The sequence below is a fragment of the Streptomyces sp. NPDC047869 genome, from assembly GCF_040704065.1.
In the GTDB taxonomy this organism is placed as follows: Bacteria; Actinomycetota; Actinomycetes; order Streptomycetales; family Streptomycetaceae; genus Streptomyces.
Genome location: NZ_JBEYRK010000008.1, coordinates 1 through 22,542 on the forward strand (window position 1 = coordinate 1; position 22,542 = coordinate 22,542).

General features: G+C 70.9%; 22 protein-coding genes and 1 pseudogene. 7 read left to right on the forward strand and 16 right to left on the reverse strand.

The features are described from left to right. Window positions 1-138 precede the first annotated feature (138 nt). Together AB0924_RS12750 and AB0924_RS12755 are read right to left on the reverse strand one after the other, a co-directional pair. Window positions 139-471 (reverse strand): ATP-binding protein, encoded by a 333-nt coding sequence (locus AB0924_RS12750; protein WP_358936295.1) that lies wholly within the window; start codon window positions 469-471, stop codon window positions 139-141. A gap of 150 nt (window positions 472-621) precedes the next feature. Beyond that, window positions 622-1,797: an adenosine deaminase gene (locus AB0924_RS12755; RefSeq protein ID WP_366911382.1), complete on the reverse strand. Its 1,176-nt coding sequence runs from the start codon at window positions 1,795-1,797 to the stop codon at window positions 622-624. 131 nt (window positions 1,798-1,928) lie between these two features. Here AB0924_RS12755 and AB0924_RS12760 point away from each other — a divergent pair, with 131 nt between their 5' ends. After that, window positions 1,929-2,690, forward strand: coding sequence for an alpha/beta hydrolase (locus AB0924_RS12760; protein ID WP_358936291.1), 762 nt, complete (start codon window positions 1,929-1,931; stop codon window positions 2,688-2,690). Window positions 2,691-2,773: 83 nt separating this feature from the next. Here AB0924_RS12760 and AB0924_RS12765 read toward each other — a convergent pair whose 3' ends face one another. Then, window positions 2,774-3,667: a LysR family transcriptional regulator gene (locus tag AB0924_RS12765; protein ID WP_366911478.1), complete on the reverse strand. Its 894-nt coding sequence runs from the start codon at window positions 3,665-3,667 to the stop codon at window positions 2,774-2,776. Window positions 3,668-3,786: 119 nt separating this feature from the next. On the opposite strand from AB0924_RS12765, the gene AB0924_RS12770 reads away from it, so the two are divergent. Further along, window positions 3,787-5,076: an MFS transporter gene (locus AB0924_RS12770; protein WP_366911383.1), complete on the forward strand. Its 1,290-nt coding sequence runs from the start codon at window positions 3,787-3,789 to the stop codon at window positions 5,074-5,076. 178 nt (window positions 5,077-5,254) lie between these two features. Continuing rightward, the gene (locus AB0924_RS12775; protein ID WP_358936287.1) at window positions 5,255-6,268 is read left to right on the forward strand and encodes a sigma-70 family RNA polymerase sigma factor; all 1,014 of its coding nucleotides are present in this window, start codon (window positions 5,255-5,257) and stop codon (window positions 6,266-6,268) included. Here the strand turns inward: AB0924_RS12775 and AB0924_RS12780 are convergent. After that, window positions 6,152-6,538, reverse strand: coding sequence for an STAS domain-containing protein (locus AB0924_RS12780; RefSeq protein ID WP_358936285.1), 387 nt, complete (start codon window positions 6,536-6,538; stop codon window positions 6,152-6,154). The genes AB0924_RS12775 and AB0924_RS12780 overlap by 117 nt on opposite strands. Window positions 6,539-6,614: 76 nt before the next feature. Between AB0924_RS12780 and AB0924_RS12785 the strand changes: the two genes are divergently transcribed. Then, window positions 6,615-7,535 carry an AEC family transporter gene (locus AB0924_RS12785; RefSeq protein WP_358936283.1) on the forward strand — a complete coding sequence of 307 codons (921 nt, stop codon included), beginning with the start codon at window positions 6,615-6,617 and terminating at the stop codon, window positions 7,533-7,535. A 60-nt stretch (window positions 7,536-7,595) separates the two neighbouring features. On the opposite strand, the gene AB0924_RS12790 is transcribed toward AB0924_RS12785, so the two are convergent. From AB0924_RS12790 to AB0924_RS12820, 7 genes are all read right to left on the reverse strand, one after another. Then, complete coding sequence (locus tag AB0924_RS12790) at window positions 7,596-8,879, reverse strand: thymidine phosphorylase (RefSeq protein WP_358936281.1); 1,284 nt, start codon at window positions 8,877-8,879, stop codon at window positions 7,596-7,598. Window positions 8,880-8,951: 72 nt separating this feature from the next. Then, window positions 8,952-9,359, reverse strand: coding sequence for a cytidine deaminase (locus tag AB0924_RS12795; protein ID WP_358936279.1), 408 nt, complete (start codon window positions 9,357-9,359; stop codon window positions 8,952-8,954). Beyond that, the gene (locus AB0924_RS12800) at window positions 9,356-10,645 is read right to left on the reverse strand and encodes an ABC transporter permease (protein WP_358936277.1); all 1,290 of its coding nucleotides are present in this window, start codon (window positions 10,643-10,645) and stop codon (window positions 9,356-9,358) included. The genes AB0924_RS12795 and AB0924_RS12800 overlap by 4 nt, the downstream gene beginning before the upstream one ends. Continuing rightward, window positions 10,645-11,772 (reverse strand): ABC transporter permease, encoded by a 1,128-nt coding sequence (locus tag AB0924_RS12805; RefSeq protein WP_359545269.1) that lies wholly within the window; start codon window positions 11,770-11,772, stop codon window positions 10,645-10,647. The genes AB0924_RS12800 and AB0924_RS12805 overlap by 1 nt, the downstream gene beginning before the upstream one ends. After that, on the reverse strand, window positions 11,769-13,295 hold the full coding sequence (locus AB0924_RS12810) for an ABC transporter ATP-binding protein (protein ID WP_358936442.1): 1,527 nt from the start codon (window positions 13,293-13,295) through the stop codon (window positions 11,769-11,771). The genes AB0924_RS12805 and AB0924_RS12810 overlap by 4 nt, the downstream gene beginning before the upstream one ends. Before the next feature lie 199 nt (window positions 13,296-13,494). Then, the gene (locus tag AB0924_RS12815) at window positions 13,495-14,550 is read right to left on the reverse strand and encodes a BMP family ABC transporter substrate-binding protein (RefSeq protein WP_358936273.1); all 1,056 of its coding nucleotides are present in this window, start codon (window positions 14,548-14,550) and stop codon (window positions 13,495-13,497) included. A 289-nt stretch (window positions 14,551-14,839) separates the two neighbouring features. Continuing rightward, the gene (locus tag AB0924_RS12820; RefSeq protein ID WP_366911384.1) at window positions 14,840-16,063 is read right to left on the reverse strand and encodes an amidohydrolase; all 1,224 of its coding nucleotides are present in this window, start codon (window positions 16,061-16,063) and stop codon (window positions 14,840-14,842) included. Window positions 16,064-16,659: 596 nt separating this feature from the next. Between AB0924_RS12820 and AB0924_RS12825 the strand changes: the two genes are divergently transcribed. Beyond that, window positions 16,660-17,172 carry a hypothetical protein gene (locus tag AB0924_RS12825; protein WP_366911385.1) on the forward strand — a complete coding sequence of 171 codons (513 nt, stop codon included), beginning with the start codon at window positions 16,660-16,662 and terminating at the stop codon, window positions 17,170-17,172. 13 nt (window positions 17,173-17,185) lie between these two features. Here the strand turns inward: AB0924_RS12825 and AB0924_RS12830 are convergent, their stop codons facing one another. The 3 genes and pseudogenes from AB0924_RS12830 to AB0924_RS12840 form a co-directional block, all read right to left on the reverse strand. Continuing rightward, the gene (locus AB0924_RS12830; protein ID WP_358936267.1) at window positions 17,186-17,512 is read right to left on the reverse strand and encodes an antibiotic biosynthesis monooxygenase; all 327 of its coding nucleotides are present in this window, start codon (window positions 17,510-17,512) and stop codon (window positions 17,186-17,188) included. A 33-nt stretch (window positions 17,513-17,545) separates the two neighbouring features. Then, window positions 17,546-17,771, reverse strand: a pseudogene (locus tag AB0924_RS12835) (hypothetical protein); the annotation flags it as partial. 4 nt (window positions 17,772-17,775) lie between these two features. After that, window positions 17,776-18,183 carry an ATP-binding protein gene (locus AB0924_RS12840; protein ID WP_366911386.1) on the reverse strand — a complete coding sequence of 136 codons (408 nt, stop codon included), beginning with the start codon at window positions 18,181-18,183 and terminating at the stop codon, window positions 17,776-17,778. A 204-nt stretch (window positions 18,184-18,387) separates the two neighbouring features. Between AB0924_RS12840 and AB0924_RS12845 the strand changes: the two genes are divergently transcribed. Further along, on the forward strand, window positions 18,388-19,230 hold the full coding sequence (locus tag AB0924_RS12845; protein WP_358937937.1) for a helix-turn-helix transcriptional regulator: 843 nt from the start codon (window positions 18,388-18,390) through the stop codon (window positions 19,228-19,230). Between the two features lie 8 nt (window positions 19,231-19,238). Then, window positions 19,239-19,433 (forward strand): DUF397 domain-containing protein, encoded by a 195-nt coding sequence (locus tag AB0924_RS12850; RefSeq protein WP_366911387.1) that lies wholly within the window; start codon window positions 19,239-19,241, stop codon window positions 19,431-19,433. Here AB0924_RS12850 and AB0924_RS12855 read toward each other — a convergent pair. Next, the gene (locus tag AB0924_RS12855; protein ID WP_366911388.1) at window positions 19,430-20,212 is read right to left on the reverse strand and encodes a hypothetical protein; all 783 of its coding nucleotides are present in this window, start codon (window positions 20,210-20,212) and stop codon (window positions 19,430-19,432) included. The two genes, AB0924_RS12850 and AB0924_RS12855, sit on opposite strands and share 4 nt — an antisense overlap. A gap of 118 nt (window positions 20,213-20,330) precedes the next feature. Continuing rightward, the gene (locus AB0924_RS12860; protein WP_366911389.1) at window positions 20,331-22,391 is read right to left on the reverse strand and encodes a restriction endonuclease; all 2,061 of its coding nucleotides are present in this window, start codon (window positions 22,389-22,391) and stop codon (window positions 20,331-20,333) included. Between the last annotated feature and the right edge of the window lie 151 nt (window positions 22,392-22,542).

The window sequence follows — 22,542 nt, forward strand, 5'->3', positions numbered from 1 at the left end:
CCTCCGCGGTCGGCTCGAAGTCGGCCAGGTAACGGGTGACGCTGTGGTCCAGCGTCGTGGCCAGGTCGGGGAGGGTGGCGTGCCGGTGGGCGGCCCCGGGAAGGTTCCGGGGCGCGCCGACGGCGTCGTAGGCGGTTGTCAGCCGATCGGCAGGCCGTTCACCGCGACGCCCTGCGTGGGCATGCTCTGGAGCGGCAGTCCGCCGAGCAGCCCGGCGAGCGGCGCGGTCGGCCCTCCGGCGAGGACGTTCCCGACGACCGGCTGCGCGGCGGTGCCCCCGGTGCCGAGAGCGCCCTGCCCCTGGGCGAGCGCCTGGCCGACGTTCTGGGCCGGCAGCGTGGTGGTGACGGAGTCCAGGGCCTGCGGGGCGACCGGAGCGGCCGGGGCCGCCTCGGCGGCACCCGCACCCACGGCCGCGAAAGCGGCACCGAGGGCGGCGACACCGAGGGTCTTGGCAGCAGACTGCTTCATGTTAAATGCGTCCTTGAATACGGAGACGGGGATCACAATAGATCTGAGCGGTCCCACGACCGTAGACATCCCGCGTAGCCGGCCGCAAACACCGAAATGCGTACGGCTTGTGAAGGGGCGTTCGCATTTAGGCGGCCGATTTGCCTGCCCTCAGCCTTCCGAGCCGGAAGAAGCACTGGTGGACGCGGTCTGCTGGAACAGCCATTCGGACTTCAGCTCTGCATATCCAGGCTTGATCACGTCATTGATCATCGCGAGTCGTTCATCGAAAGGAATGAACGCTGATTTCATCGCATTGACGGAGAACCACTGGATGTCGTCGAGCGTGTAACCGAACACCTCGACGAGATGCTCGAATTCCCGGCTCATGCTGGTGTGCGACATAAGCCGGTTGTCCGTGTTCACCGTCGCCCTGAAGTGCAGGCGCCGCAGCAGCCCGATCGGGTGCTCGGCGTAGGAGGGCGCGGCCCCGGTCTGCAGGTTGGAGCTGGGGCACAGTTCCAGCGGGATGCGCTTGTCGCGGACGTAGGAGGCCAGTCGCCCGAGCCGTACCGAGCCGTCCGCCCGCACCTCGATGTCGTCGATGATCCGCACCCCGTGCCCGAGCCGGTCGGCGCCGCACCACTGCAGCGCCTGCCAGATGGAGGGCAGTCCGAAGGCCTCGCCGGCGTGGATGGTGAAGTGGTTGTTCTCCCGCTTCAGGTACTCGAAGGCGTCCAGGTGCCGGGTGGGCGGGTAGCCGGCCTCGGCACCGGCGATGTCGAAGCCGACGACGCCCATGTCCCGGTAGCGGTTGGCGAGTTCGGCGATCTCCAGGGCTCGGGCGGCGTGCCGCATGGCGGTCAGCAGGGCGCCGACCCGGATCCGGCGGCCGCTCTCCCGGGCCAGCCGCTCCCCCTGCCGGAACCCCTCGTTGACCGCCTCGACGACCTCTTCGAGGCTCAGTCCGGCGGCGAGGTGCTGCTCGGGCGCGTAGCGCACCTCGGCGTAGACGACCCCGTCCTCGGCCAGGTCCTCGGCGCACTCGCGGGCGACCCGGACCAGCGCGTCCCGGGTCTGCATCACGCCGACGGTGTGCGAGAAGGTCTCCAGGTACCGCTCCAGCGAGCCGGAGTCGGCGGCCTCACGGAACCAGAGGCCCAGCTTGTCGGGGTCGGTCTCGGGCAGCTCGGAGTACCCGGTCTGCTGGGCGAGTTCCACGACGGTGCCGGGGCGCAGCCCGCCGTCGAGATGGTCGTGCAGCAGAACCTTGGGCGCCCGTCGGATCTGGTCCGGCGTCGGAACGTGGGCCGGGACGGTCCCAGTCGGTGCAATCTGGCTCGTCATTTCCGCACTCTAACTCCTACGCGCGTAGAGGACCCCCGGTACGCAAGGAGACACAGCAGGTTTTCCGCCGATACGCAACGGTGACCGCCCGGACGGGTTTCGGACACCACGGCTTCTGACACTGTTCTGTCATGGGACAGCAAGCGACGCCGGTCCGAACGGCCGGACTGGGGAAAGCGGTCGGGCCGGAGCCGACGGCGGTGAGCGGAGCGGTGCTGCTGCTCCCCGGCGGGGAGGAGATCTCCGACCGCAGGCCGTCCCCCGTACGGGCGACGGCCTTCGTACGTTCCCTGGGCCGCCGGTTCGCCCGGGCGGGCCGGGAGGAGGGGCTGGCCGTGCACGCCGTGCACTACCGGTACCGCGGCTGGAACGGCAGCGAGGCGCACCTGGCGGCGGACGCGGAGTGGGCCGCCGACGAGGTCGTACGCCGGTACGGGGATGTGCCGGTGTGCCTGGTGGGCCTGGACATGGGCGGCCGGGCGGCGCTGCGGGCGGGCGGCCACGAGGCGGTGAACTCCGTCGTCGCACTCGCCCCCTGGCTGCCCGAGGAGGACGTGGCCGCGCCGGCCGAGCCGGTGAAGCAGCTCGCGGGGCGGCGGGTGCTGATCGTGCACGGCACGAACGACGAACGCACCGACCCGGAGCTGTCGTTCCGGCTGGCGGAGCGGGCGAAGAAGGCGAACCGGAACGTGTGCCGGTTCGAAGTGCACACCGACGGCCACACGTTGCACCAGTACCGCGACGAAGTGCGCTCGCTGGCGGTGGACTTCGTCATGGGCGCGCTGTTCGGGCACCCGGTGTCACGGCCGGTGGAGGACGCGCTGGCCGCCCCACCGCCGATCGGGCTGCGGATGCCGCTGGCCGCGGGGTTCGGCAAGTCGCTGCGGCGGTAGGGCCGGGCTCTCCGAAGTTCCTGACTCCCCTGAGGGACCGGCGTTCCGTAGCTCCCCTGGGGGACCGGCGTTCCGTGGCTCCCCTAGGGGAGCAGACTGCCCCTCCTGGAGAGCAGGAACTTCTTGAAGGCCGCCACGGGTGGGGTGTCCGGGCGGTCGGCCAGCCAGGCGACGCCGATCTCCCGGGCCGCCCGCGGCGCCGTGACCGTCAGTTCCACCACTCCCGGGCGCGGCACCGTCGGGGGCGGCAGCAGGGCGACCCCGAGGCCGGCCGCCACCAGGCCCCTGAGGGTTTCCGCCTCCTCGCCCTCGAAGGCGATGCGCGGTTTGAAACCGGCCTCGCGGCACAGGTCGTCGGTGATGCGGCGCAGGCCGTAGCCCGGCTCCAGGGTGACGAAGGTTTCCTCGGCCGCCTCGGCCAGCCGGATGCGGCGGCGGCCGGCCAGGCGGTGGTCGGCCGGCACGACCAGGCGCAGCTTCTGCTCGTCCAGGCGGCGGGCGACCAGGTCGGGAGCGTCCGGCACCGGTGAGGTCAGGCAGAGGTCCAGCTCGCCCGCGCGCAGCCGCCCCAGCATCGCCTCTCCGTAGTTCTGGAACAGGCTGAAGCGGACGCGCGGGTGGTCGGCGCGGAAGGCGTGCAGCAGGCCGGGCACGGTCTCGGCGCCCATGGTGTGCAGGAAGCCGAAGGCGACCTTGCCGGTGGCCGGGTCGGCGTCGGCGCGGACCTCCTCGGCGGCGCGCTCGACCTCGGCGAGGGCGCGCTCGACGGAGGCGAGGAAGGTGCGGCCCGCGGTGGTGAGGGAGACCGTGCGGCCGTGGCGGGCGAACAGGCCGACGCCGAGGTCCTGCTCCAGCCGGACCATGGCCCGCGAGAGCGTGGACTGAGGGACGTTCATCTCCTGCGCGGCCCGGGTGACGTGCTCGGTGCGGGCGACTCCCGCGAAGTACGCGAGGCGCGGCACGAGCAACAGCGCCATGTCTTCCATGTCACTGAACGATGACAGCTGACCCGGTGACCTCTGCTCATGCTTCACAGGAACGATTATGGCGATTCCATGCATTGGACGGATCAGTGGGCCGTGCATAGCGTCGAAGCATGTCTCCCGCCAGTACCGGGGCGTCCGCCACCCTGGACGCCGTCACGCCCGTCCCCTCCTCCGACTCCGCGACCGACTCCCGGATGGCTCCGGGCGGCCCCGGCTACCGCCGGATGAGCCTCGCCCTCTTCCTCGCCGGGGTCGCGACCTTCGCCCTGCTCTACTCCACCCAGGCCCTGCTGCCGCTGATCTCCGGCGAGTTCGGGGTGGCGGCGAGCGAGGCGAGCTGGACGGTGGCGGCCGCGACCGGCGGTCTGGCGCTGTTCGTGCTGCCGATGAGCGCCCTGTCGGAGCGCTTCGGCCGCCGTACGGTGATGACGGCCTCGCTGGCGGTCGCGGTGGGCGTCGGCGTGCTGGTGCCCTTCGCGCCGTCGATCGGCGCGCTGGTGGTGCTGCGGGCGGTGCAGGGCGCGGCGCTGGCGGGTCTGCCCGCCTCGGCGACGGCGTACCTGGCCGAGGAGGTCCGGCCGAAGGCGCTGGTCACGGCGATCGGCCTGTTCGTGGCGGGCAACAGCGTCGGCGGGATGAGCGGCCGGGTGATCACCGGCTGGGTCGCGCAGGAGTGGGGCTGGCGGGTCGCCGTCGGTGTGATCGGCGCGGTCGCGGTGGCCTGCGCCGTGGCGTTCCGGCTGCTGCTGCCGGCCCCGAGGCACTTCTCGGCCGGATCGCTGCGCCCGCGGGTGCTGCTGGGTACGGTGCGCGGACACCTCGCCGACCCGCTGCTGCGCCGGCTGTACGCGATCGGCGCGCTGTTCATGACGGTGTTCGGCGGCGTGTACACGGTGATCGGCTACCGGCTGACGGAGGCGCCGTTCTCCCTGCCGCAGGGCATCGTCGGCTCGGTCTTCCTGGTGTACCTCGTCGGTACGGTGTCGGCGTCGACGGCGGGCCGTCTGGTGGGCCGGCTCGGCCGCCGGGGCGCGCTGTACCTGGCGGGCGGTACGACGGCGGCGGGCCTGCTGCTGTCCCTGGCGCCCTCCCTTCCGCTGGTCCTGCTGGGTCTGGTGCTCATCACGGCGGGCTTCTTCGCGGGCCACGCGGTCGCCTCCTCGGCGGTCAGCAGGACGGCCCAGCACGGCCGCGCCCAGGCCTCGGCCCTGTACCAGTCCGCGTACTACATCGGCTCCAGCGCGGGCAGCACGGTGGGCGCGACGGCGTTCCACGCCGGCGGCTGGGCGGGCACGGTCGGCGTGGGTGTCCTCGCGGTCCTGGGCGTCGTGGCCATCACCGTCCTCGGGTCCCGGGCGGCCCGGGTGGCCGCCCGGCGGGAGCCGGTGCCGGCGCACTGAGGCGACGCGCGTACGGCGGGGCGGGCACCGGCCGCGGTGTCCGCCCCGTCGTGTGAGGGAGCCGGTCCCGGCCGGGCTTTTTCGTGCTCCGGGCGCCATTGTCAGTGGGCTGCGGTAGCTTCCGAAGTGCTGGGGCGCGAAGACGCGCGACGGGGACGGCCACAGGGGTGGGTGCACGATGGGCAGCGGAACGGCGACGACGGACCTCGACACAGCACTGGAGAAGCACCGGACCGAGCTGACCGGGTACTGCTACCGGATGCTCGGGTCCTCCTTCGAGGCCGAGGACGCGGTGCAGGACACGCTGGTGCGGGCCTGGCGGAGCTACGACAAGTTCGAGGGCCGCTCCTCCCTGCGCTCCTGGCTGTACCGGATCGCGACGAACGTGTGCCTGGACATGCTGACGGCGGGCAACAAGCGGGCCCGGCCGATGGACCTGACCGTTTCGACGCCGCTCGCGCAGGCGGCGCTCTCCCCCCGGCCGGACAACACCTGGCTGGAGCCGATGCCGGACGCGCGTGTGCTGCCGACGGTGGAGGACCCGGCGGAGGCGGCCGTCGCCAAGGAGTCGGTCCGGCTGGCGTTCATGGCGGCCCTGCAGCAGCTTCCGCCCAAGCAGCGGGCGGTGCTGATCCTGCGCGAGGTGCTGGCCTGGCGGGCGAGCGAGGTCGCCGAGCTGCTGGGCACCACGGTCGCCTCCGTCAACAGCGCCCTGCAGCGGGCCCGGGCCACGCTCGCCGAGCGGGACTCCGGGGCCTCGGCGGGAGCGGTGTCCGACCCGCTGGACGAGGAGCAGCAGAGACTGCTCGAACGCTATGTGAAGGCCTTCGAGGGCTACGACATGACGGCGCTCACGGCGCTGCTGCACGAGGACGCCGTCATGACGATGCCGCCGTTCGACCTGTGGCTGCGCGGCCCGGCCGACATCACCGGCTTCATGACCACCATGGGCGCGTCCTGCGCCGGCTCCCGGCTGCTGCCGGTGCGGGCGAACGGCCTGCCGGGGTTCGCGCACTACAAGCCGGACGAGGAGAAGGGCGGGTTCACTCCCTGGGCGGTGCAGGTACTGGAGGTGTCAGACGGCCGGATCACCGGTTTCCACTGCTTCCTCGACACCGCGCGCTGGTTCCCGCTCTTCGGTCTGCCCCTCCACCTGGAAGCGGAGTCCGACCATGTCGAGGAGGGCGTGTAGCGCGGGGTCGGGGTCGCGCAGCCGTATCCGCCCGCCGGCCCGGCGGGCGGCGAGCTCCAGCCGGGCCAGCAGGTCCACGGTCCGGAGCCCCGGCGGCCCGAGCCCGGCCACGTCGCACACCACGACCGCGGCCCCGCCGCTCTCCAGCAGCGCCCGCACATCGGCGCAGAGCCCGGCCACCTCGGCACGGGTGACGGGTCCGGGCAGTACGAGCACGGCGGGTGTATTGGCTTCCACGTGCGGTAGACCGGCGGCGGGGGCACAACTCATCGCGGGCCGCCCGCCGGACACTCCCGGGCGGAGATCACATTGACCCGCTGCGGCGCCCCGGCGGAGGGTGGGGGCCGTGACGGGGGTGCTGAGCGGGTTCGCGGTGATCGCGGTCGTCATCGGGGTGGGCTATGTGCTCGGCCGGCGCGGCACCCTCGGTGAGCCGGGCCGTGACGTGCTGACCCGGCTCGCCTTCTCGGTGGCCGGGCCGGCCCTGCTGTTCCGCACGCTGGCCCGGGCCGACCTCTCCGTGCTGTTCTCCAGCCGTCTGCTGGTGACGGCGCTGAGCACGGCCGCGGTGTCGGCGGCCTTCGTGGTGGTCGGCGCGGTGCGGCACTGGGGCGTGGGCCGCACGACGATCGGCGCGCTGTGCGCGGGATACGTCAACTCGGGCAACCTCGGCATCCCGATCGCCGCCTACGTCCTGGGCGACGCGTCTCTGGTGGCCCCGGTCCTGCTGTTCCAGGTCGTCATCGTCACGCCCGTCGCCCTGACCGTCCTGGACCTGACCGGCACGGGTGAGAAGGGCACGGTGTGGCAGCGGCTGCTGACCCCGCTGCGCAATCCGATCGCGGTGGGCTCGCTCACCGGTGTGGTGGTGTCGGCGGGGGGCTGGAAGGTCCCGGGCCCCGTCATGGAGCCGCTCACCATGATCGGCAACATGTCGGTCCCGGCGGCCCTGCTGGTCTTCGGCATGTCCCTGCGCGGCAGTGCGGCTCCCGGCCGCGGGCTCGACCGCCGGCTGGTCCTGCTGTCGGTGGCGCTGAAGTCACTGGGCCAGCCGCTGGTGGCCTGGGTACTGGCCCGCGGCGTCTTCGGCCTGCACGGCGCGCCCCTGCTGGACGTGGTCGTCACCTCGGCCCTGCCGGCCGCCCAGAACCTGTTCACCTACGCCAGCCGCTACCGGGTCGCCGAGACCCTGGCCCGCGAGTCGGTGCTGCTGTCGACGGTGGTCTCGGTGCCGGTACTGGTGGGAGTGGCGACGGTGCTGGGGTGAGGGCCGGACACCGAACGGGACCGGCGCCGAGGCGCCGGTCCCGTTCGCCCGCAGGGCTGCTCAGGCGATGCGCTCCAGCACCACCGGCGACGCCGTGAAGGCCGTGCCCGGGGCCGCGATGTCGTACGCGCCCTCGACCGCCTGGAGCGCGTACTCGAAGCGCTCGGGGGTGTCCGTGTGCAGGGTCAGCAGCGGCTGGCCCTCGGTCACCGTGTCGCCCGGCTTGGCGTGCATCTCCACGCCCGCCGCCGCCTGCACCGGGTCCTCCTTGCGGGCGCGGCCCGCGCCGAGCCGCCAGGCGGCGACGCCGATGCCGTAGGCGTCCAGCCGGGTCAGGACGCCCGTTGCGGACGCCTTGATGACGTGCTGCTCCTTGGACGTGGGCAGTACGGCGTCCGGGTCGCCGCCCTGGGCGGCGATCATCCGGCGCCACACGTCCATCGCCGAGCCGTCGGCCAGCGCCTTCGCCGGGTCGGCGTCCTTGATGCCGGCCGCGTCGAGCATCTCGCGGGCCAGGGCGACCGTCAGCTCGACCACGTCCGCCGGGCCGCCGCCCGCCAGGACCTCGACCGACTCGCGGACCTCGAGCGCGTTGCCGGCGGTGAGGCCGAGCGGGGTGGACATGTCGGTCAGCAGGGCGACCGTCCTCACCCCGTGGTCGGTGCCGAGGCCGACCATCGTGGAGGCCAGCTCACGGGCGTCCTCGATCGTCTTCATGAAGGCGCCGGAGCCGACCTTCACGTCCAGGACCAGGGAGCCGGTGCCCTCGGCGATCTTCTTGGACATGATGGAGGACGCGATCAGCGGGATCGCCTCGACCGTCCCGGTCACGTCCCGCAGGGCGTACAGCTTCTTGTCGGCCGGGGCCAGGCCGTCGCCGGCCGCGCAGATCACCGCGCCGGTGGTGTCGAGGACGTGCAGCATCTCCTCGTTGGACAGCAGCGCGCGCCAGCCGGGGATCGACTCCAGCTTGTCCAGCGTGCCGCCGGTGTGGCCGAGGCCCCGGCCGGAGAGCTGCGGGACGGCCGCGCCGCAGGCCGCCACCAGCGGGGCCAGCGGGAGCGTGATCTTGTCGCCGACGCCGCCGGTGGAGTGCTTGTCGGCGGTCGGGCGGGACAGCGAGGAGAAGTCCATGCGCTCGCCGGAGGCGATCATGGCCGCGGTCCAGCGGGCGATCTCCCGGCGGTTCATCCCGTTGAGCAGGATCGCCATCGCGAGGGACGACATCTGCTCGTCGGCGACCTCGCCGCGGGTGTACGCGTCGATGACCCAGTCGATCTGCTCGTCGGTCAGCTCACCGCGGTCCCGCTTGGCGCGGATGACGGAGATGGCGTCCATGGCCATGGCTATGGCTTCCTTCCGGGAGGTGCGAAGTGCACGGCCCCCCTGATCGGTTCAGGGGGGCCGTACGGGGAGTTACTTGGAGAGATGGCCCGGGCCGAAGGCCTGGGGCAGCATCTCGGAGAGCGGGAGGACGCCCTCGGGAGTGTCCAGCAGCAGGCCGGGGCCGCCGAACTCGTAGAGGAGCTGGCGGCAGCGGCCGCACGGCACCAGCGGGGCGCCCTCGCCGTCCACGCAGGTGAAGTGCGTGAGGCGGCCGCCGCCCGTGCGCTGGAGCTGCGAGACGAGCCCGCACTCGGCGCACAGGCCGAGGCCGTAGGAGGCGTTCTCGACGTTGCAGCCGGTGACCGTGCGCCCGTCGTCGACCAGGGCGGCCACGCCGACCGGGTAGCCCGAGTAGGGGACGTAGGCGTGGGTCATGGCCTCCCGCGCCTCGGCGCGCAGCGGCTCCCAGTCGAAGCCGGCGTCCGGCGCGGCCGTCACTTGCCCTGTCCCTTCCGGTACCGCATGCCGTCCGCCTTGGGCATGCGCAGCCGCTGGGCGGAGAGTGAGAGCACCAGCAGCGTCACGACGTACGGCGTGGCGCCCACGAAGTCGCTCGGGACCTCGTCGGTGAGCAGGTACCAGGCCAGGACGAGTCCGCCCACGATGAGGCTGATGGCGCCCTGCCAGACGGCGGAGCGGTACAGCTTCCAGCCGGCCAGGACCACGAGGAGGACGACCAGCAGGAGCAGCAGCGCGTGCACGGTCGTGCCGCCGTTGCGCAGCTGCAGCGCGTCGGAGTAGCCGAACAGGCCCGCGCCCATGGCCAGACCGCCCGGCCGCCAGTTGCCGAAGATCATCGCCGCGAGGCCGATGTAGCCGCGCCCGCCGGTCTGGCCCTCCAGGTAGGTGTGGGAGGTGACCAGGGCGAGGAACGCGCCGCCGAGGCCGGCGAGACCGCCGGAGACGGCCACGGCCATGTACTTGTACTGGTAGACGTTGACGCCGAGCGACTCGGCGGCGATCGGGTTCTCGCCGCAGGAGCGCAGCCGCAGGCCGAACGAGGTCCGCCACAGCAGCCACCAGCTGCCGACGAACAGCACCACGGCCAGGATCGTCACCACCGACAGGTCGGTGATCAGACCGCCGACGATGCCCGCGAGGTCGGAGACGAGGAACCAGTGGTGGTTCTGGACCGTCTGCAGGGCGTCGGACAGGCCCGGCACGGTGACGTGGGGCAGCGAGTCCACGGGCGGGGACTGCTTGGGGTTGCCGCCCGCCTCGGCCGGCTTGCCCTCGGCGAAGAAGAGCTTGGCGAGGTACTGGGTGGCGCCGAGCGCGAGCAGGTTGACCGCGACACCGGAGACGATGTGGTCGACGCCGAAGGTGATGGTGGCGACGGCGTGCACCAGGCCGCCGAGCACACCGAAGCCGATGCCGCACAGCAGCCCCAGCCAGGGGTTGGTCTGCCAGCCGACCCAGCCGGCGCCGAAGGTGCCGAGGATCATCATGCCCTCGAGGCCGATGTTGACCACACCGGCCCGCTCGGACCACAGACCGGCCAGACCGGCGAGGCCGATGGGCACGGCGAGGCCGAGGGCGGCACCGACCTGTCCTTCGGAGGTGAGTTGGTCGGCGCCGGTGATGACGCGGACCGCGGCCACGAGGAGCAGCGCACCCGCGACGATCATGAGGATCTGGCCGAGCGACCGGCCCGAGCGCTTGCCGGCCGCGCCCTCCGCCTTGGGCGCCGCGGGCGGCGGCGCGTCGGTCATCGTGGCAGTCATCACGCCACCTCCTGCTTCTTCGTCGGAGCGGCGGCCTGGGCGGCGAGTTCTGCGCCGACCCGCTGCTGCTGGCGCTTGAGGCCGTAGCGGCGGACGACCTCGTAGGCGATCACGACGCACAGGACGATGACGCCCTGGATCACGCCGAGGATCTCCTTGTCGTAGCCCTGGAACTCCAGGTGGTTGGTGGTGCGCTCCAGGAAGCCCCACAGGAGGGCGCCGAGCGCGATGCCGATCGGGCTGTTGCGGCCGAGCAGCGCGATGGCGATGCCGGTGAAGCCGATGCCCGCCGGGAAGTCGTTGCTGAACTGGTGGCTGTCGTTGAGCAGGGTCGGCATGCCGATCAGACCGGCCACCGCACCCGAGATGATCATGCTGGTCGCGACCATCTTCTTCACCCCGACGCCGCTCGCGGCGGCGGCGGTGTCGGACTGGCCGACGGTGCGCAGGTCGAAGCCGAACCGGGTGCGGCCGAGCACGAACCAGTAGCCGATTCCGACGACCACGGCGATGACGACGAAGCCCCACAGGACGCCGGCCGGGCCGGTGTCGATGCTGAAGAAGTACGAGGACGACGGCAGCGGCTTGGTGGAGACGAGCGTGCCCGCCTGGTCGAGCTGGCCGAGCTTCCCGGGCTGCAGCAGGTAGGCGATGATCGCGGTGGCGATCGAGTTGAGCATGATCGTCGAGATGACCTCGCTGACGCCGCGGGTCACCTTGAGCACGCCGGCGATGGCCGCCCACAGGGCGCCGGTCGCCATCGCGCAGATGATGATCAGGGGAATGGCGATCCAGCCGGGCACGGTCAGCGCGCCGCCGAGGACGGCCGCGATGAACGCGGCGAGCCGGTACTGGCCGTCGACACCGATGTTGAACAGGTTCATGCGGAAGCCGATGGCCACCGCGACACCCGCGAGGTAGTAGGTCGTCGCCTTGTTCAGGATGTAGACCTGGCTGTCGCTGGCGAAGCCGTAGGTCACCATGTCGCTGAAGGCGTCGCCCGGGTTCTTGCCGGTTGCGAGGATCACCAGGGTGGTGACGACGAGCGCGGCGACGATCGCCAGCAGCGGCGCCGCGATCCCGAGGAGCAGCCGCTCCTTGTCGATCCGTGAGGTCAGCTTCTTCATCGCTCGTCGTCCTCTGTGTGCTCCAGGTGGCCGGAGGCCGCACCCGTCATGGCGGAGCCCAGCTCCTCGGGGGTGATGGTGGCGGGGTCGGCGTCGGCGACCAGACGGCCCCGGTACATCACCCGCAGGGTGTCGGAGAGCCCGATGAGCTCGTCCAGGTCGGCGGAGATCAGCAGCACGGCCAGGCCCGCGCGACGGGCCTGCCGGATGTGGTCCCAGATGGCCGCCTGCGCGCCGACGTCCACACCGCGGGTGGGGTGGGCGGCGATGAGCAGCTTGGGGGCGTGGCTCATCTCGCGGCCGACGATCAGCTTCTGCTGGTTGCCGCCGGACAGCGAGGCCGCGGTCACCTCGATACCGGGCGTGCGGACGTCGTAGTCGCGGACGATCCGCCCGGTGTCGGTCCGGGCGGCCTTGATGTCGAGCAGTCCGCCGCGCGAGTTGGGCTTCTCCGTGACGTGGCCGAGGATGCGGTTCTCCCACAGCGGCGCCTCGAGGAGGAGGCCGTGGCGGTGGCGGTCCTCGGGGATGTAGCCGACGCCGGCCTCGCGGCGGCGGCGGGTGGGGGTCTGGGAGATGTCGTCGCCGTCCAGCGTGACGACGCCGGCGTCCGGGTTGCGCATGCCCATGATCGCCTCGACCAGCTCGGACTGGCCGTTGCCCTCCACACCGGCGATGCCGAGGACCTCGCCCTTGTGGATGGTGAAGGAGATCTCGTCGAGGATGATCCGCTCGACGCCGTCGAGGTCGGTCTGGGCCAGGTGCAGCTTGTCCACCGTGAGCATGGGGACGTCCGTGACGGTGGACTCCTCCGTCTCCGGCGTCGGCAGCTCGCTGCCGACCATCATCTCGGCGAGCTGCTTGGAGGTGGTGCTGCGCGGCTCGGCCGTGCCGACCGTGGTGCCGCGCCGGATGACGGTGATCTCGTCGGCGACGGAGAGCACCTCGCCCAGCTTGTGGGAGATGAAGATGACCGTGAGGCCCTCGGCCTTCAGCTCGCGGAGGTTGTCGAAGAGGGCGTCGACCTCCTGCGGCACGAGCACGGCGGTCGGCTCGTCCAGGATGAGGGTCCGGGCGCCGCGGTAGAGGACCTTGAGGATCTCCACGCGCTGGCGGTCGGCGACGCCGAGCGCCTCCACCAGGACGTCGGGCCGTACGCCCAGGCCGTACGCGTCGGAGATCTTTTTGATCTTCGTACGCGCCTTGCCGCCGATGCCGTACAGCTTCTCCGCGCCGAGGACGACGTTCTCGAGGACGGTGAGGTTGTCGGCGAGCATGAAGTGCTGGTGCACCATGCCGATGCCGCGGGCGATGGCGTCGCCGGGGTTGCCGAAGGTGACCGGTTCGCCGTTGACCTTGATGGTGCCCTCGTCCGGCTGCTGCATGCCGTAGAGGATCTTCATCAGGGTGGACTTGCCGGCGCCGTTCTCACCGCAGAGGGCGTGTACGGTGCCCGTGCGGACCGTGATGTCGATGTCGCGGTTGGCGACGACGCCGGGGAAACGCTTGGTGATGCCGCGCAGTTCGACGGCAGCGGGAGGGCTGGACGCGTTGATGGCGCACTCTCCTCGGGGAAAGGGGCTGCGGGGGGAGGGCAGGCGTCGGCGACGCTAGCGCGGCAACTCAATGCTACACGCGTAGAGTTGACACATTGTTATGGCTCGGCGGGGGGCTGTGGAAGCCGCCCCCGCGCCGAGCCCAGGTCCCACGGGACCCGTCAGGTCACGGGGTGGTCTTGACCTTGACGGAGCCGTCGACGATCTTCTTCTTCGCCTCGTCCAGCTTCGCCTGGATGTCGTCGATGAAGCCACCGCTGGTGGACAGCGAGACGCCGTCCTTGCTCAGCGAGTAGGTGTTGGTGCCCGTCAGCGGCTTGCCGCCGTGGACGGACTTGACGAAGTCGTAGACACCGAGGTCGACGTTCTTGACCATCGAGGTCAGGATCGAGTTCTTGTACTTGGCCAGACCCGGGATGCTGTACTGGTCCGAGTCCACGCCGATCGCCCAGGCGCCCTTGACGCCGTTGACGGCCTCGATCGCGCCGTTGCCGGAGGAGCCGGCCGCCGAGTAGACCACGTCGGCGCCGTTGTCCAGCATGCCCTGCGCGGCTTCCTTGCCCTTGTCGGGGCTGGCGAAGCCCGAGGTGTCCGAGCCGTGGCTCAGGTACTGGGTGTCGACCTTGATCTTGGAGTTGGTGTCCTTGACGCCCTGGACGTAACCCGCCTCGAACTTCTTGATCAGCGGGACGTCGACACCACCGATGAAGCCGACGTGGTCCTTCTTCGTCTTCAGCGCGGCGGCGACACCGGCCAGGTAGGAGCCCTGCTCCTCGGTGAACGTGATGCTGTCGACGTTCTTGGCGTCCACCACCGAGTCGACGATGCCGAAGCTCGTCTTGGGGTACTTCGCCGCGACCTTGGTCATCGAGGCGGCGTACGCGTAACCGACACCGATGATCGGGCTGTACCCGGCCTCGGCCATGTCCGACAGGCGCTGCTCGCGGTCGGCCTCGGTGTCCGAGGTCTTCGCGGTCAGTTCCTTGATCTCGCCGCCGAACTCCTTCTTCGCCTTGTCGGCACCGCGCGCGGCGGAGTCGTTGAAGGAGCGGTCGCCACGGCCGCCGACGTCGAAGGCGAGACCGATCTTGACGCCCTTGCCGTCGCCGGAGGAGGACGACGAGTTGTCGTTGTCGGAGGAGGTGCTGCCACACGCGGTGGCAGTGAGGGCGAGAGCTGCGGTGGCGGCACACGCAGCGGAAAGCTTGGCTACCCGGCGCACGGGAAGGCTCCTTCACCTGACCTGAGCGCCTGTCGGCGCTTGATGTGAGCACCGGATCGGTGCTCGAGCCGAGACGCCCCGACGGCGTCGGCTTCGCGGCATCGTAACGCGCGTAGATGTCGCAAAAAACCCCCTCGCGAAGCCGTTATCTATTCGAGGCAAACACCGCCTGAACTCGGCGTACCGGACCTCTCACGCGGTTGTTGCGCACAGTGCACGGTTGGCTTACGAGTGTGTTGCCCCCGGGGCGGCCCGGCCGCCCCGGGCCGCCCTTCGCCACCTCGGCCGGCTACATGTCGTCGAGCAGCGCGGCGGCCGTGAACAGCTCCACGCCGACCGTGATGGCGTGCTCGTCGGCGTCGAAGTCCCCCTGGTGCAGGTCCCGGACCATCCGGTCGCCGGGGGTGCGCACACCCAGGCGGGCCATGGCGCCGGGCACGTTCTCCAGGTACCAGGAGAAGTCCTCGCCACCGAGGCTCTGCTCCGTGCTCTCGACCGACTCCATGCCGCACCGGGCCACCATCGACCGGCGCAGCAGCTCGGCGGACTCCCGGTCGTTGACCACCGGCGGCACGCCCCGCACGTAGTTGATCTCCGACTTGGCGCGGTGCAGCGTGGCGATCTCGTCGATGGCCGCGTGCACGATGTCCGGCGCGTCCCGCCAGGCGTCCAGGTCCAGGCAGCGCACGGTGCCGGACAGCTCGGCGTGCTGCGGTACGACGTTCGGGGCATGGCCCGACTCGATCCGGCCCCAGGTGACGGCGAGACCGGCGCGGGTGTCGACACGGCGGGCGACCAGCGCGGGCACGTCGATCGCGACGCGGGCGACCGCCGTGACCAGGTCGGTGGTCAGATGCGGGCGGGCGGTGTGCCCGCCGGGCCCGTCGAGGGCGACTTCCAGCCGGTCGCAGGCGCTGGTGATGGGCCCGTGCCGCAGCCCGATCCGGCCGGCCTCGACCTTGGGGTCGCAGTGCACGGCGAGGATCCGGCCGACGTTGTCCAGCGCCCCGTCCCCGATCGCGACGAGCGCGCCGCCGGGCAGCACCTCCTCGGCGGGCTGGAAGACCAGCCGCACCGGGCGGGACAGCAGCCCCTTGGCCTCCAGGTCGGCGAGGACGAGACCGGCGCCGAGCACCACGGTGGTGTGCACGTCGTGGCCGCAGGCGTGGGCCCGGTCGGGCACGGTGGACCGGTACGGGCAGTCGGCCTTGGTGTCCGGGATGGGCAGGGCGTCGATGTCCGCGCGCAGGGCGAGCATCGGCACGGTGGGCCGCTGCCCCTCGGGCAGACCGATGTCACAGATGAGTCCGGTTCCGGTGGCGAGGACGCGGGGCCTGAGCCCGGCCTGCTCCAGCCGCTCCTTGATCGCGGCGGTCGTACGGAACTCCTGGTTGCCCAGCTCAGGGTGCATGTGCAGGTCACGGCGGAATGCGACCAGCTCGGCGTGCAGGGACTCGCTGAGCACGCCGGGGAGCACGCCCTCGGGCAGTTTGGCCTCGGACTCTCGGGACATCAATTGCTTCACCCTCTGAAGGGTAGGACGCCCGACCGGCCAACTGACGCCGGATCAACAAAAGTTCAGCCCGTTAGGGGAAGAAAATCGGACCGGCGGACGCATGGCGGCGGACTTCGATGGGTAAAACCTCTGTTTCCTTCCTCCACGCATACCACGCATCACCATCCTCACGCTCCCCCAGTCCGCCGAGCGGACGCGGTCCCGGTCGGCAGGGTGCGGCGCCGTGAGCGACTCGAACGCGGACTTCTCGCAGGCCACAGGCTCTTCCTACGACGCGATCGGCCAAGGACTACGCGTCCCGCTGTCCGCACGGCCTGTCCCACCCTCTGGCTCTCACGGGCGCGGGCCTGGACCTGGTGGCAACGGTGGTCCACGAGCCCCAGGACGAGGAGACCCGCGCCCGCGCGCCTTCCTGCTGGCGCGCCGGCCGGAGTGAGCCCCGCTGGACTGATCGGGTTCATCGGGGCGGGCCGGCCCCGACGAAGCTCACATCTTGCTCAGAGAACCCCCGGAGGCCCACGGTCCGCCCGCCCGCGCTGCCATGATCCGGTCGTCCACCGGCCGCGATCGTGCCGCTACCCGGGAGAACCGACATGCCCCTCCGGACCCTCGCGGGCCTGACCGTGGTGTGCACCGCGCTGCTCGTCCCGCTGACGGGCTGCACCGCGGACCACGGCCACGCGCCGAGACAGGGCCTCGCAACGGCAGCATCGGCGCCGGCACCGCACAGCAGCACGGTGCCGACGTCCGAGGGACCCCCGGAACTGGACGCCGACGAGACCCTGGCCGGCCGCCAGGGGGTGACCACGGGGAACGCGAGCATCGCCTTCGGCAAGGGCCGCAAGGGTGACGCCCTGATCATCGCGGTGCGCTGTCAGGGCACGGGCCGCATGAGGATCGCCGTGCGCCCCGTCCACGTCACCTTCCCCCTGAAGTGCCGCGCCGACCGGCCCAGCACCATCTACAACCAGGTGAACGTCACCGCCGCGCGAGCCGGCGGCGTCGCCTCGGTCGAGGCTCCGCCGTCCGTGCACTGGTCGATGACCATCGCCAGAGGCGCGCCGCCGCAGGAGGAGCCCCCTACGGCGACGAACGAGTCGCTCTGACCGGCTGCGGCGGTCAGGCGCCCTTGGGCTCGGCCTGCTGGACGACCTCGAAGGACCACAGGGTGGACCCGGAGGCGGCGGGCTTCGGCCGCTCGCCGCCCTCGCCGCCGCCCTGGTGGGCGGACTTCATCGGCCCCTCCATCCAGGCCTGGAACGACTCCTCGTCCCGCCAGCGGGTGTAGACGAGGTACTGGTCGGTGCCCTCGACCGGCCGCAGCAGCTCGAACCACTCGAACCCGTCGGAGTTCTCCACGGCGTGGGCCCGCGACGCGAACCGCTTCTCCAGCGTCTCCCGCTGCTCGGCCGGCACGGACAGCACGTTGATCTTCACTACGCTCATGAGCCCATACTGCCCCGCGCCGGCACCGCTCGCTCACTCCCCGGCGAACAGCTCCGCCGCGTCCTCGGCATGCATCGCCCGCTGGGCCCACACTTCGAGCTGGTTCAGGTCGGTGCAGGCGTTCACCCGCTCGCGTACGGCCTCAGGCACCGGCCTTGGCTTCCATCCGGCCTTCTTCGCGTACCTGCTCGGCCAGCGGGTGTCGCCAGAAGTACTGAGTCGCTGTCATCAGGTCCCTCCACAGCTTCACCTGGGGGTCAACGCTAGGCCGCCGCGAGTTCGCACCACACGTACTTCCCCCGGTTCCCGAACCTCGCCGACGGCTGCCAGCCCCAGAAGTCCGCGCACGCCCTGACCAGGGCCAGGCCCCGGCCCTCCTCCCCCAACTCGGCCACCTCCTCCAGCGGCCGGAACGGCTCCGGCGGCCCGGGGTCCGTGTCCCACGCTCCGATCCACACCACCCCCTCCACCGAGCGACGCACCCTCAACGCGGCCGGCCCCTTCGTGTGCCGCACCGCGTTCGACACCAGCTCCGTCGCCAGCAGTTCAGCCGTGTCGACCAAGCCGATCAGACCGTGCATCGTCAGGATCAGACGCAAGGTCCGGCGGGAGATCATCACCGCTCTGAGGTCGTTGGGGATGTAGAGCGTGTAGTCCCAGGTTTCGGGCATGACTCATCGACTCCGGTGGGGTGAGGGGTTCAAGGGCGTGCGGTGGCATTGCCGCAGGCGTCATGACAGGACGATGCGGTGCACTTCCGCTGAGCAGTCGTCGCATCACTGACGGTAGGTATTAACGTTTAAGGTCCGCAAGCCGATCACGTACTCTGACACCCGAACGAGTCACGCTCACCGCAGCGTTGGGAGGACCGGTCGATGGCGCTGAGGGCCGAGGCGACAGCACGTCAGATGCGCTTGGCGACCGAATTGCGCAGGCTGCGCAATGCGGCGGGCCTGACCGCCAGGGAGGCGGCAACACTGCTCGGCGTGAGCGCTCCGCAGATCAGCCAGATCGAGTCGGGACTCGCGGGCGTGAGCGAGAAACGGCTGCGTCGCCTCGTCGCAAACTACTCATGCACGGATGCCGCGTTGATCGAGGGCCTGGTAGCCATGGCGACCGATCGCTCACGTGGCTGGTGGGAGGAATACCGGGCACTGCTCCCCACTCCGTTCCTCGATCTCGCCGAGCTGGAACATCACGCCACCTCCCTCCGGGAGGTCCAGTGCCTCTTTGTTCCTGGGCCTCTCCAGACAGCGGACTACGCACGCGCCGTCTTCTCCTACCGAGTCCCCGAGTTGCCAGCCGAGGACATCGAACTGCGCGTGCGTCACCGGATGCGACGCGCGGCAACCGTCGCGAGAACTCCCTACGAAGCGGTCGTGCACGAAGCGGCATTGCGCATCATGGTCGGCGACCGTGCCTCCGCGCGGGCCCAGCTCACACACATTCTGGAGTTCTCGGCAGATCAGCACGTCACCGTACGCGTCATCCCCATGCACCTGGAGAGCTTCGCCGGTGCCGCGAGCGCCATGACGTACGCGGATGGGGCGGTACCCAAACTTGACACCGTCGTCCGTGACGGCCCACATGGAGCGGAGTTCATCGACTCCGAGGCCCAGCTGACCGCTTGTCGAACGCTCTTTCATAAAGTGGAGGCTGCGGCGCTGGACCCCAAGCGCTCGCGCGACCTCATCCACCGACTGGCGAATGAGCTGTGAGGCACTCCATGGAGACCCCGGACAACTGGCGGAAGTCGTCGTACTCAGGGCCCGGTGACGGGGACTCCTGCGTCGAAATAGCGGACTCCCCCACCCGGATAGCCATCCGCGACTCCAAGGACTCCTCCGCAGGCACCCTCACCTTCACTCCCGAAGCCTTCAGCCCCTTCATCGAGGCCGTGAAGGGTCAACGGCCCCGCTAGAGATCCCGCGCGGTCTCCCTGCGGGTGCGTTCGTACTCCGCCGGGTCGAGGATCTCCCATGCCGCCTGGCCGACGGCCAGCACGCCGCGGGCCGGGAGGGGTACGTCACCGATGCGCGGGTTCTCCGTGAGCCGGGTTGGGCGGCCGAGGTCGACACCGTCGACCACGGCGTGTGAGTCGTCGACGAAGTACATCCGCTGGGGCATGAGCGTTCCGATGTGGCCGCTCGGCATCCGGCCGGACAGTCTGATGTCCCCCAGTCCGAGCGCGTGGGCCAGGCGCTCGCGAGCCCGCACCAGAGTCCGAGGGCGCCAGGTGGCGAGTGGCAGCGCCCCGCTGATGCCATTGAGGAGACCGAGGAGCCGTGTCGCCGAGGCGGTGAGGGTCCAGTCCACGGCGGGGGAATCCATCGTCACCCGCAAGGAGGCGGGGCCCGTCCACGCCATCGCGATCCGGGCGTACCCGGTGTGGTCGCAGGCGGCGCCGTAGTACCTGGGGCACGCGGTGTCCAGCCGTGGCCCGTCGACATGGATCGACCAACTGCCGCTCGGGTCGCGGTGCCACAGCGTGCGGTACGGGCCGAAGCAGTTCTCCGGGAAGACGCGCAGGGCGAGGACGTGCCCGGAGTCGAAGGGCAGTCCGAAGACGCCCCAGCCCTTGACGTACTCGTGATGGGGCCATGAAGCCCGGCCCCGGCGGGGCGGGACATCGGACAGCGCGGAGGAAAGGTCGAGCATCTCCATCACCCCGGCCAGGTTGCGGCCTGCGCCTTGGTTCAAGGGTAAGAGGGCCACGACCGGATCGGCTCGGGGAATCCGCGTCACCGGTCGAGGCCCCCCCTTCCTGCCCATGCCCCTCGCCGCACCGCCCCTGGCCCGGGAGCGTACGGGCATCGGTCTACTCCACGTCGATGCCGAAATCCCGCACGAGTTCCTCCAGGCCCCCGGTGTAGCCCTTGCCGCCCAGGACGAAGTCCCAGTCACCGCTGGTCCTGCGGCGGAACGAACCGAGGACCAGGGCGGTCTCGTGCGGCCGGCCGTCCGAGACGTCCAGGCACCCCAGCTCGGCCATCCCGGGGTCGAGAAGCCTGATGCGGGCGTCTGTGAAGCCGGAGAGATCGGCCGCCGGGTTCACCTCCGGGTCGACGGCGGCCACGAGTACGAACCGGTCGGCCTCGGTCGGCAGCGCGTCGAAGGAGACGCAGATCGCGGCCTTGTCGGGTGCGGTGGCGGGAAGGGCGCGCACCGTGCCGTCCGGCGTCCGGGGGTTGTTGTAGAAGACGAAGTGGTCGTCGCCGAGGACGGTGTTGCCCCGGCAGACGAGAGCGCACACGTCCAGGGCGACACTTCCGGTCCACGACATGCCCAGGACGTTGTAGTCGTCGGGCAGCCGGGTGTCCGGCCCGTCGGAAGCCGGCTGTCCCGCAGTCTGCCGGCCGCCCTCGCCGAGCCGCCCGTTCAGCCCGTGGCGGTGCAGCAGGTCGACGAGTTCGGGTCCGGAGACGAGTTCCAGAGGCTTGCCGTTGGCGAAGGTGTGCGAGCCGGGGCCGAACTTCGACGTCGTGACCAGGACGCCCTTGTTGGCGCCGACGTCCTGCACGGTCCCGTACAGGTCGCGCACGGCGGTGGGCGGCACCGTGTTCCGGTAGCGCTTCACCTGCACGACGATCTTGCCGCCGCGGATCGGTGCCGGATCCAGTGCGTCGACGTCGACGCCGCCGTCGTTGGAACGCTGGGTGGTGACCGCCTGCATCCCCATGGCCCGGAAGAGATCCGCGACGAGGTTCTCGAAGGCGATGGGGTCCATGGTGAACAGGTCGGGCTCCTCGTCGCCGCCGTGGGCGACCACACGGTTCCCGACATCCTGCGGCCGCCTGCCCGGCCGTACCGGCGTGAGCTGGTCCGGCCGGGCCGAGAGCTGCCCGCGCAGTGCGTCGGCCAGGCAACTGCACGCGTCCACCTGTGCCAGGTGCAGATCGCGGAACGAGGAGCGGGAAGCCATGACCGTCGCGAGGAAGATCTGGCCCGGCCTGCCCGTCGTGGGGTCGTGCCCGTCGACGAAGCCGTTCAGGGCCACCGACTCGAGCGCGCCCAACTCGTCGGCGGCGAACAGCTCGTGCAATACGAGCAGCATGCACTGTGCGAGCACCTCCCGGTACAGGGCACGGCGCTGACCCACGGGGCGGGGCGTCTCCTTGTCCTGGTCGGTCCCGGAGACGTACCGAACGGCCTTGGCCTCCGGCACGATGCCGTAGGCGGGCAGTTCCCAGTCCAGCACGAGCTGCCGCGCCGCCGGGTCGTAGGCCGCCGCCACCTGGCGCGGGAGCTCCTCCGGCCATGCCGTGGAGGCGTAGAGGGCGGCGGAGAAGTACTCGTTCACGGCGTCGGGATCGTGGCGTCTCACCCCCTCGGTCAGCGCGAGGACGCCGGCGTTGTGCCTCCGGACCTCTTCGAGCTGGGCGTCAGCCCACTGCTGGTACTGCCGCTGGTACGCCGCCAGCTGTCGCTGCCGGTGCGTCTCCGCTGCCTGGGCGGCGTGCCAATCGCGTTCGAAGCGCGCTCGGGCTTCGGCCTGCGCCTGGGCCCGGCGGCCCGCCGTCCAGCCGCTCTGCGTCTCGTACCGGCTGAAGTCCGGCATCGGCACAGGCTGCGCCAGCGGTCCCGGGGAGAAGGGCTGAACCTCCTCGGGCCGCATGAGCGAGGAGGCCCGGAAGGCCGGTGCCCGACAGCCCGAGGCGAGAAGCCCCTGCAGCGAGGCGACCTGTGCGTCCAGTTCCTCCGTACGCCGGAGGGCCTCCGCCTGCCGGTACTCGCGGTGGCTCTGGGCGGCTCGCCGCTGGTAGGCCCGTGCCTGCTGTTCCTGCTGTCTGCGCCGTCGGGCTTCTGCTTCCAGTTGGCGCTGCTGCTGCCGTTGCATTTCGGCCCAGGCACCGACAAAACCAGTAGAGCGACGACTCATGCGCTGCAAACCCTCCCCAGGACGTCGGCAGCCGAAAGGCACTCTGGTTGCCCCCACAACCAGTTGTAACGGGAAGACTTTAGTGCCGCATCAGTCGGCGTTCATCCCACCGTGATCGATCGGTGACAGCGACCGCACGGCGGGGAGAGGC

Excerpts from the sequence above, each read along its gene's own strand:
- AB0924_RS12750 (WP_358936295.1), bottom strand. The coding sequence starts at position 471 with ATGAAGCAGTCTGCTGCCAAGACCCTCGGTGTCGCCGCCCTCGGTGCC.
- AB0924_RS12755 (WP_366911382.1), bottom strand. The coding sequence starts at position 1,797 with ATGACGAGCCAGATTGCACCGACTGGGACCGTCCCGGCCCACGTTCCG.
- AB0924_RS12760 (WP_358936291.1), top strand. The coding sequence starts at position 1,929 with ATGGGACAGCAAGCGACGCCGGTCCGAACGGCCGGACTGGGGAAAGCG.
- AB0924_RS12765 (WP_366911478.1), bottom strand. The coding sequence starts at position 3,667 with ATGGCGCTGTTGCTCGTGCCGCGCCTCGCGTACTTCGCGGGAGTCGCC.
- AB0924_RS12770 (WP_366911383.1), top strand. The coding sequence starts at position 3,787 with ATGTCTCCCGCCAGTACCGGGGCGTCCGCCACCCTGGACGCCGTCACG.
- AB0924_RS12775 (WP_358936287.1), top strand. The coding sequence starts at position 5,255 with ATGGGCAGCGGAACGGCGACGACGGACCTCGACACAGCACTGGAGAAG.
- AB0924_RS12780 (WP_358936285.1), bottom strand. The coding sequence starts at position 6,538 with ATGAGTTGTGCCCCCGCCGCCGGTCTACCGCACGTGGAAGCCAATACA.
- AB0924_RS12790 (WP_358936281.1), bottom strand. The coding sequence starts at position 8,879 with ATGGCCATGGACGCCATCTCCGTCATCCGCGCCAAGCGGGACCGCGGT.
- AB0924_RS12800 (WP_358936277.1), bottom strand. The coding sequence starts at position 10,645 with ATGACTGCCACGATGACCGACGCGCCGCCGCCCGCGGCGCCCAAGGCG.
- AB0924_RS12805 (WP_359545269.1), bottom strand. The coding sequence starts at position 11,772 with ATGAAGAAGCTGACCTCACGGATCGACAAGGAGCGGCTGCTCCTCGGG.
- AB0924_RS12820 (WP_366911384.1), bottom strand. The coding sequence starts at position 16,063 with ATGTCCCGAGAGTCCGAGGCCAAACTGCCCGAGGGCGTGCTCCCCGGC.
- AB0924_RS12825 (WP_366911385.1), top strand. The coding sequence starts at position 16,660 with ATGCCCCTCCGGACCCTCGCGGGCCTGACCGTGGTGTGCACCGCGCTG.
- AB0924_RS12830 (WP_358936267.1), bottom strand. The coding sequence starts at position 17,512 with ATGAGCGTAGTGAAGATCAACGTGCTGTCCGTGCCGGCCGAGCAGCGG.
- AB0924_RS12840 (WP_366911386.1), bottom strand. The coding sequence starts at position 18,183 with ATGCCCGAAACCTGGGACTACACGCTCTACATCCCCAACGACCTCAGA.
- AB0924_RS12845 (WP_358937937.1), top strand. The coding sequence starts at position 18,388 with ATGGCGCTGAGGGCCGAGGCGACAGCACGTCAGATGCGCTTGGCGACC.
- AB0924_RS12850 (WP_366911387.1), top strand. The coding sequence starts at position 19,239 with ATGGAGACCCCGGACAACTGGCGGAAGTCGTCGTACTCAGGGCCCGGT.
- AB0924_RS12860 (WP_366911389.1), bottom strand. The coding sequence starts at position 22,391 with ATGAGTCGTCGCTCTACTGGTTTTGTCGGTGCCTGGGCCGAAATGCAA.